The following is a 7,686-nucleotide window of genomic DNA, read 5'->3' as shown; positions in this document are numbered from 1 at the left end:
AAGATGTACTTTTTTTGGGGAAACTATTCTCTGGCTTAATTGGCAGAAAAAATGGAAAATAAGTTCCAGTTAAAGAGTGAGTTTAAGAGGACCCTAAATAATTACTAATAGTATATTTGTCCGGGCCTCTTCCAGGCAAATAAAAATTAAAGGGGTATAGAAAGATGGCCAGTTATAAACATCCGTGTAAATATTGCGGAAAATTGATCGCACGTGATTCTAACTTCTGCCCGTTCTGTACACAGGAGAACCCTCTCGGGCCCATGAGATGCCCGATATGCAGATACCCTCTTGAGGATGGGGCAAAAGTCTGTGGCCACTGCGGCGTTTTGCTGTGGAACACATGTAAAAGCTGCGGAAAAGAGACGTTCCTGGGGGATAAATGCAGCAATTGCGGCGCTCCGATTATCATTGTCTGCCCCAATCCCAAATGCAGGACCGAACAGCCCCCTACAAGCAAGAAGTGTATCAAATGTGGCAAACCGTTGAGGTGATAAAGTGGGATTCCAGAAATCACAACTCCAGCCTTTTACAAGAAACTACGAAGACAACAGTTCAGAATCAGGTTTCCAGTTTACTTTCTACTGTGATATCTGTCAGGACGGATACAAAACAAGATTCATCGAATCCAGGACATATAAGAAGACAGGCCTGTTTGGCATGGTCGGAAGAGCACTCTCTGCAGGCTCTGACCTTGTAGGCCAGTACGGTGTTGGAAATGCAATCGAAAGGGGCGTGGATATACTCAATGACCGCAAGCAGGGAATGTCTCCTGAATGGCGCAAAGAGTGGGAAGATGCCTTTGAAGCAGCCCAGAATGAGGCAAAGGAACACTTCTGCAGGTGCCCGAGATGCAAACACTATGTATGTGAAGCCGACTGGAACGAGCAGGACAATCTCTGCGTGGAATGTGCGCCAAGGGAAAATGTTGAGCTGACTGCAATAAGAGCAGAACGCATGGTAGATGAAATGAAGGAGAAAGCCGCGAATACAAGCGTATTCAAAGGCGATATAGAGAGAAGACAGACTTTATGCCCGGAATGCGGCAAACCCTCAGGTGAAGGAAAATTCTGCAATAACTGCGGAGCATCCGTTGCACTCACAAAATGCCCGAGCTGTGGCAACAAAGTATCCATTGGCACCAGGTTCTGCGGAGAATGCGGGACAAAGTTAAATTAAAATATAATTAAAAACTTTTTAGAAGTAGAAGAGAGTCTATGCAAGTTTGACTCATTTTCTATTTACTCTATTTTTAATCACTCTTTATATAATTTACCAGGCTGTGACCTTATAATCCACCGCTGGGCTAAATGCCGGAGGGGGGTGCGCTTCTTTATATAAAGGCGCTGAGTTCCTCAAATTTTTGTATATTAAAACCCATGGGTATTTTAAAATTATTGATTTGAGATGCAGCAAATCTATTTAAAAATGGGAATTTAGATGAGAATAGATCCCAATTTATTCAAGAGTCATTTAATTTAGCAGTCAAATTATAAATATCCCTATTCTAAATATGAATTTATTGGTTAAACAACCACAGGGGGAGTAAAATATACCAGATTTGATTGGACTTGCAGTAGTATTTTTAGCCCTGGCACTGATTTCATATATTTTGGGCGCACGGGGAATTGCCGGTTTATCTATGAATATCGCAAAGTGGCTTGTTATAATCTTTGTTGTACTTGCGATAATTTCGCTAATTTTCTGACGGTATCCCATCTCGCAGTAGTGTCCAGGGTAAGAAATGGGCGTTCTACAAAAGAAAACGTTAAACTCTTAGCTCTTCTTTTTTCAGAATTTTAGTTTAAGACAAATGAGAAATCAGGATATAACCTTCCGGAAAAAGGTTAAATACAATAAATATTTGATGGAGTAATTGCCAGTTGAGAAAAATTAAAAGAAAATAAACCATTATTAGCATATATATACTGCTTAAATAAATTAATTATCTAAACAGCGGAAAAAACAGATACATAAGCTGCAAATAAAAAAATAATTCATGATTAATCCTGCACATAAATTGTTCTGTTTTTCAGGTAAATTCAAAGTAGAATAATTGAGAATTTTTGAAATTATTGTCCGATTTTTAAAAATATCTGTCATTTAATATTTATTTCTACCAATATATTTATATTGTTTATTATTGATCCCCGTTAAATTAATTGAAGTATCACCCATACTTCCCTGAATTTACGGAGGAATCCGAATAAACAGGCAAATAACGTTACTGGCAATTATTCTTATCTTAATATCAGGATCGAATATCGTGGCTGCAGCTGAGATTTCAGTCCAGCCAGGTGATTCGATACAGACAGCAGTGAACAACGCAACTTCAGGCGATGAAATTATCGTAAAACCCGGAACTTATACAGAAAATATTGTAATCAATACAGACAATCTGGTAGTCAGGTCAGAATCCGGAAATCCTGATGACACAATCATCAAAGCCAGGAGTTCAAGCGCCCATGTATTCGCCGTGAAGGCAGATAACGTGAGGATTAGCGGACTTACAATTACTGGCACAAAAACCAGCTATTCAGGGATCCAATTCTCAGGATGTAATAACGGTATCATTGAAAACAACAAACTTTCGAACGATGGGTACGGAATTTACCTTCTGAGTTCTAAAGGAAGCACCGTCTCAAACAATGTTGTAACAAATAATGGAGATTACGGGATTGTGCTTGCAACTTCTACTGACAGCACCATCTCAGGCAACACGGCTTCCAACAATAACGGTCGGGGTATTCACCTGGGTACTTCTGATGGCAACACACTTTCAGGTAACACCATTGTCTCAAACGGTGTTTCAGGTCTTTATGTATGTCCAAGAAGTGATAACAATCTCGTTTTTAATAACTACTTTGTTAACAATGTTAATGAAGACATAAAGAACGGAATAGGAAATGCATACAGTACTGCAAAAACCGCAGGCACAAACATTGTAGGCGGACCCTATATAGGAGGTAATTTCTGGGGAAAACCTGACGGATCAGGCTTTTCAGAAACTGCAACCGATGCAGATGGAGACGGAATTGCTGATGTTGCATATAGTTTTGAAAACAGTATCTATGCAGATTCTCTCCCTCTCGTATCAGGTACTGAAAAACCCATTGAAGAACCCACACCTGTACTTCCGGTCGCAAACTTTGAAAGCAGTGTTATAAGCGGCCCTGCCCCTCTTTCCGTCCAGTTTGCTGACCTTTCGGAAAATGCTGAAGGAAGAGAATGGGACTTTAACAGTGACGGCGCAATTGACTCTATCGATCAGAGCGCAGTTTATGAATACACAACCCCCGGGACTTACACCGCCAAACTCACTGTAACCAATGAAAACGGCATGGATTCAAAAACTGCCACAATTACTGTTACAGAAACGGAAGAAGCTAGTTCCGGAGACAGTGGAACCGGAGACAGTGGAACCGGGGACAGTGGAACTGGAGAAAACGAAGTTGTAGATAACGGGCCCGTCGACGGTGAAACCATAGATGATGGATCTGGAAATAACGACACCGATGAAAGCGAAAGCAGCGGCGGAGGACATAGCCACAGAAGCGCCGGTGGTGGCGGTGGTGGTTCCCCTGAACCTGCAAAAAATGTTGAGGTTAAAGAAATCTCCCAGGTCTTTATTACAAACGGGAAAGAAGTAAAGTTTGATCTTAAAAATAATGCAACCTGTATTGTGTATGTAGAATTTGATGCTAAAAAGACTGCAGGTAAGACCACAACCATTGTTGAGGAATTAAAGAATAAATCCATACTTGTTTCCGAACTACCTTCCGGGGACGTTTATAAATCCTTTAATGTCTGGGTAGGAAACAGCGGGTATGCAACCTCAAAGAACATTGAAAATTCGATCATCTGTTTTAAGGTTGAAAAGGCCTGGATGCAGGAAAACAAGACAGATAGCTCTTTCATTGCCCTGAACAGGTTCAATGATGGAAAATGGGAACAATTACCAGTCTCCATATTGAAAGAAGACGATGAGTTTACGTATTTTACAGCCGAAACAACAGGTTTCTCCTCCTTTGCAATAACAGGCAAGGGAAATAACGCTTCAGAAAATGTAACCGAATCAGGTTCTGAGCCGGAAACTCGTTCGGTTAATCTGCAGGATGCGGAAAGCACAGGACTGACGGCTGAACAGATGTCTGAGCAGGGAAATAGTACAGGCACTAAGGGCTCTGAAATGATCTCTAAAATAACCAGCCTGCTTAGAGAATGGATTAAGTCTCTACAATCCTTGACGAAGGGCTGAACCTTTCCTTCAGCTTTTTACATTTTCAGGCATGAAAAATACCTGAAAATCATTCTTTTTTGCCGCTCTTTTTCTTCTATAAGGTGGTCTGTTTATCGGGAGTCTCAGACAGACAGACTTGAGGAGATGTATTATAATATCTGGATTTTAAAGTATTTTCCGGGTCAAGATACAAAATCATTATTATAATAGTCGGGTTAGGGAACACTGTCGGGTAAATTTTCTTTTAAGATTAAAAGAATTATTATTATGATAAATTATGACATTTCTCCGCAGTTATTGCACTAATTTTCCTTCAGGAGAGAAGCCTTATTTTATCCAGCCTGTAAACAAAAAAGAGGAGAAAAGATACCCTTTCGAACCCGAAATCTCCGACATGAGGAATAAGTTTAGAGATGTCCGAAAAAGGCAAATCAGGTTTTAGGGTTTTGAATACGTGTTTTTAGGTCTTATTTTTGGAAATCGAACCAGACTATGACTCCAGAGCAGATCTTAAAATACCAGCCCTGTACCTTTAGAACCAGCCTTTAGCCAGACCTTTTGAGAAGGACATCGTAAATGAGTTTTTGTTCAGGTGCCAGTTTGACCCGATAATGATAATCAAATAATCATCTCGAAATGTTTATATATTTAGTCGATCAGGTACTCCTGATAAAATTTGGGGAAATATTAAAGGAAATTTAATAAGTTGAGATTTCTCCGGTTTTAAGAAAAACAATCTCAAACTTACAAAACGTACCCTGCTACCTTTCAGCAGCCATTCGGCATCTAAACCGGTTGCTGATGCATTGAGTTAATGGCTCGAGAATTCCCTGAACAGCCATTATACGAAAAAGGCAGCAGCCTTCAAAAAACAGGTTTACTGAAATCTATCTAATATGGAGAAATAAACAGTCCGTTTGAGGTGCCGGTGGGCTACACCCATGCCTGCCGGAAAAAAGAAACAAACCACGGTAGACCATATTCAGTATTCGGTAGAGAACCTGACAGGGTCCTGCCAGAATCCAGCTTCTAATCCGATCCCGATTCGAATCCAATCCCGATTCGAACACAATCCAGCTTCGAATCCAATCCAGCTTCGAATCCAATCCCGATTCGAACACAATCGGGACCCTACCAGGATCCAACCCAACCCAGGGAGCACTGCCCGGGAAAATCCAACCCACAATTCATCGGGTACTGCCAGGAAGTCCAGCCACCACCGAGTTCTCAGACACTCTACCCAACCGAGTTCTCAGACACTCAATCCGATATAGAATCCAGCGGGAAACCCAGCCCCGGATTCTACCATACCCTACCTGGACTCCAACCCCGGATACAATCGAAGACCTAACTTCAATCCAACCCAGAAGGTCGTAAAAGAACCATGTCGATTGTTAAAGAGAAACCCCAATTAGACTTTGTCTTGAAAGCTCATCCCGGAGCAATCGGACAAGGAATCAAGCAAAAAGATAGATCCAACAACGCACTTAAGATTTACAGCTGTTTTAAGGAATTTGAAACAGCAAACTTTGAAACCCTGAACCCTAATATGAAATTTTCTATCCAACCCGGTACTTATTTTGTTCCATCAAATACCAGCACCCTATCTGGCAAACTATTCAAAGTTAAAGAATCAGGCTTTAATTTCCTGCAGCCTGCAGAAAGAAGCCGCTTAAACTTTAACCAGCTGACCGAGAGTTATTCAATCGTAACTGGCAGGGCAACAGAATTCTGTTCTTGTCCGGAAGCCCCGGAATCCGGAAATTAAGGAACGGGGATTCTCATGTCAGTTAACGAATCGGTCAACCGGATAGTGGCAGGTTCCGGTGTGATCCTGGCAGGAACACTTATTGGAATGCTGCTTGATATCGTAATTAAAGGAGTGCTCACATCATATCTCTCGCCAGCCGATTTCGGCACCTATTCCCTTGCACTTACAGTAATATCAATAACAGGCGCCGTAGCAACTCTCGGACTCCACGAAGGGGTACCAAGGTATATTGCATACTTCAGAGGCAGGCATGAGGAATATAAGATTCATGAATTGATTCTCTCGGCTGTACTAATGGGCCTTGTTGCCGGTATGCTTGCCATGCTGGTCTCACCTCTATTGTTTGAACGCCTGGCTGGAGAAGGATTTGATATCCAGGGTAAAATCTTATCCGTTGTCAGGATAATGATCTTTGCTATCCCGTTCACCATACTCCTGAACCTGTCAGTGGCGATCTACAGAGGATTTGGCCGTACAAGTGTCAACATGTACTTCTACAACATCATAAGGCCGATATCCCTGCTGGGATTTGCTTCAGCTGCCGTGTTTTTCGGGGTGTCCCTGAAAGGAGTTGTATTTGCAGACCTGCTTTCAATGGTCTTTACATTTGGCATAATGTCAGTTTACTTTATAAAAAGACCCCCAATCAAACCGGAATGGAAACTTAAATTCAGTGAGCCCACAAAAAAGCTGATCAGGTACTCATTCCCGCTTTTAATAAGCGCGACCCTGCTTAACCTCATGACCTGGACAGACACCATAATGCTTGGTTATTTCAAGTCCGCCGAAGTCGTTGGAGTTTATAGTGCAGTATATCCTCTTGTCGGGTTCCTGTCCATGATAATCGGTTCCATGGGGTTCGTGTATACCCCTGTAACCTCAAAGCTGTGGGGAGAAAAGCGGACTGAGCCACTTGGCTCGATTTACGCGATAATGACGAAGTGGTGCTTCCTGCTTACCTTCCCGGTCTTTGCATTGATGTTCGTATATCCGGATTTTATCCTGACGAAAATCTACGGAGCAGACTATGCAGGCGGTGCCACGGTTCTGCGCATCCTTGCCCTGGGATTCGTAACAAACTCGTACTTTGGATTCAACTACCACACAATAATGGCATCCGGAGACTCTGACTTTCTGATGAAGTGCTCGGTTGCAAGTGCAGGAACCAATGCAGTACTTAACTTCGTACTCATACCACAGTATGGTATGATAGGTGCAGCAGTAGCATCTTCTGTATCCTTTGCATCCATAGAGGTCTTAATGACCCTGAGAGCCTGGAGGTCACAGCACATGCATCCGTTTACTCCGATGTACAGAAGGTTGACCCTTATAGGTGCCATTCTGGTTGTGGGCATGCTCGCAGCCCGGGAAATGCTCCCGTTGTCCGGGGCAAGCTGGGAATATGCGGCCTTTATGATTGTGTATTTCGTGGCTATCCGGTCTGCAAAGGTGCTCGATGATAAAGAAATGGATATGGTAAACGGTATCAAAAAAACAATCATGCAGAATATCAGTACACTTCTCCCGCAAGCACTCAAAACTCTCGGATATTAAAACTTTAAAGGATAACCATAACGTGACGGCTCCCGCCAATGAATTGGCAGGCATCTAAGGGATTGCACCTATGCTATACCGCCCTAGAGCAAATAATGTTTGTCTCGCCAACACCGTTCAA

6 protein-coding genes are annotated in these 7,686 nt (G+C 42.3%); all 6 read left to right on the top strand.

Annotated features, from left to right (window positions below; all coding sequences use genetic code 11):
- Positions 1-164 precede the first annotated feature (164 nt).
- Positions 165-494, top strand: a complete 330-nt coding sequence (locus EO93_RS16890) for a zinc ribbon domain-containing protein (RefSeq protein ID WP_082106089.1) — start codon at positions 165-167, stop codon at positions 492-494.
- Positions 495-498: 4 nt separating this feature from the next.
- Positions 499-1,179, top strand: coding sequence for a zinc ribbon domain-containing protein (locus EO93_RS09975; RefSeq protein WP_048162372.1), 681 nt, complete (start codon positions 499-501; stop codon positions 1,177-1,179).
- 382 nt (positions 1,180-1,561) lie between these two features.
- On the top strand, positions 1,562-1,708 hold the full coding sequence (locus EO93_RS18175) for a DUF1328 domain-containing protein (protein ID WP_342764201.1): 147 nt from the start codon (positions 1,562-1,564) through the stop codon (positions 1,706-1,708).
- Between the two features lie 558 nt (positions 1,709-2,266).
- Positions 2,267-4,258: a PGF-pre-PGF domain-containing protein gene (locus EO93_RS09965; protein WP_052735430.1), complete on the top strand. Its 1,992-nt coding sequence runs from the start codon at positions 2,267-2,269 to the stop codon at positions 4,256-4,258.
- Positions 4,259-5,624: 1,366 nt separating this feature from the next.
- Positions 5,625-6,008 (top strand): hypothetical protein, encoded by a 384-nt coding sequence (locus EO93_RS09960; RefSeq protein ID WP_048136386.1) that lies wholly within the window; start codon positions 5,625-5,627, stop codon positions 6,006-6,008.
- A gap of 15 nt (positions 6,009-6,023) precedes the next feature.
- Positions 6,024-7,565, top strand: coding sequence for a flippase (locus EO93_RS09955; RefSeq protein WP_048162367.1), 1,542 nt, complete (start codon positions 6,024-6,026; stop codon positions 7,563-7,565).
- Positions 7,566-7,686 lie beyond the last annotated feature (121 nt).

This window comes from Methanosarcina sp. 1.H.A.2.2, assembly GCF_000979975.1.
Taxonomy (GTDB): Archaea; Halobacteriota; Methanosarcinia; order Methanosarcinales; family Methanosarcinaceae; genus Methanosarcina.
Note: the sequence above shows the minus strand (reverse complement) of the source record. Positions and strands in the feature narration are given on the sequence as shown.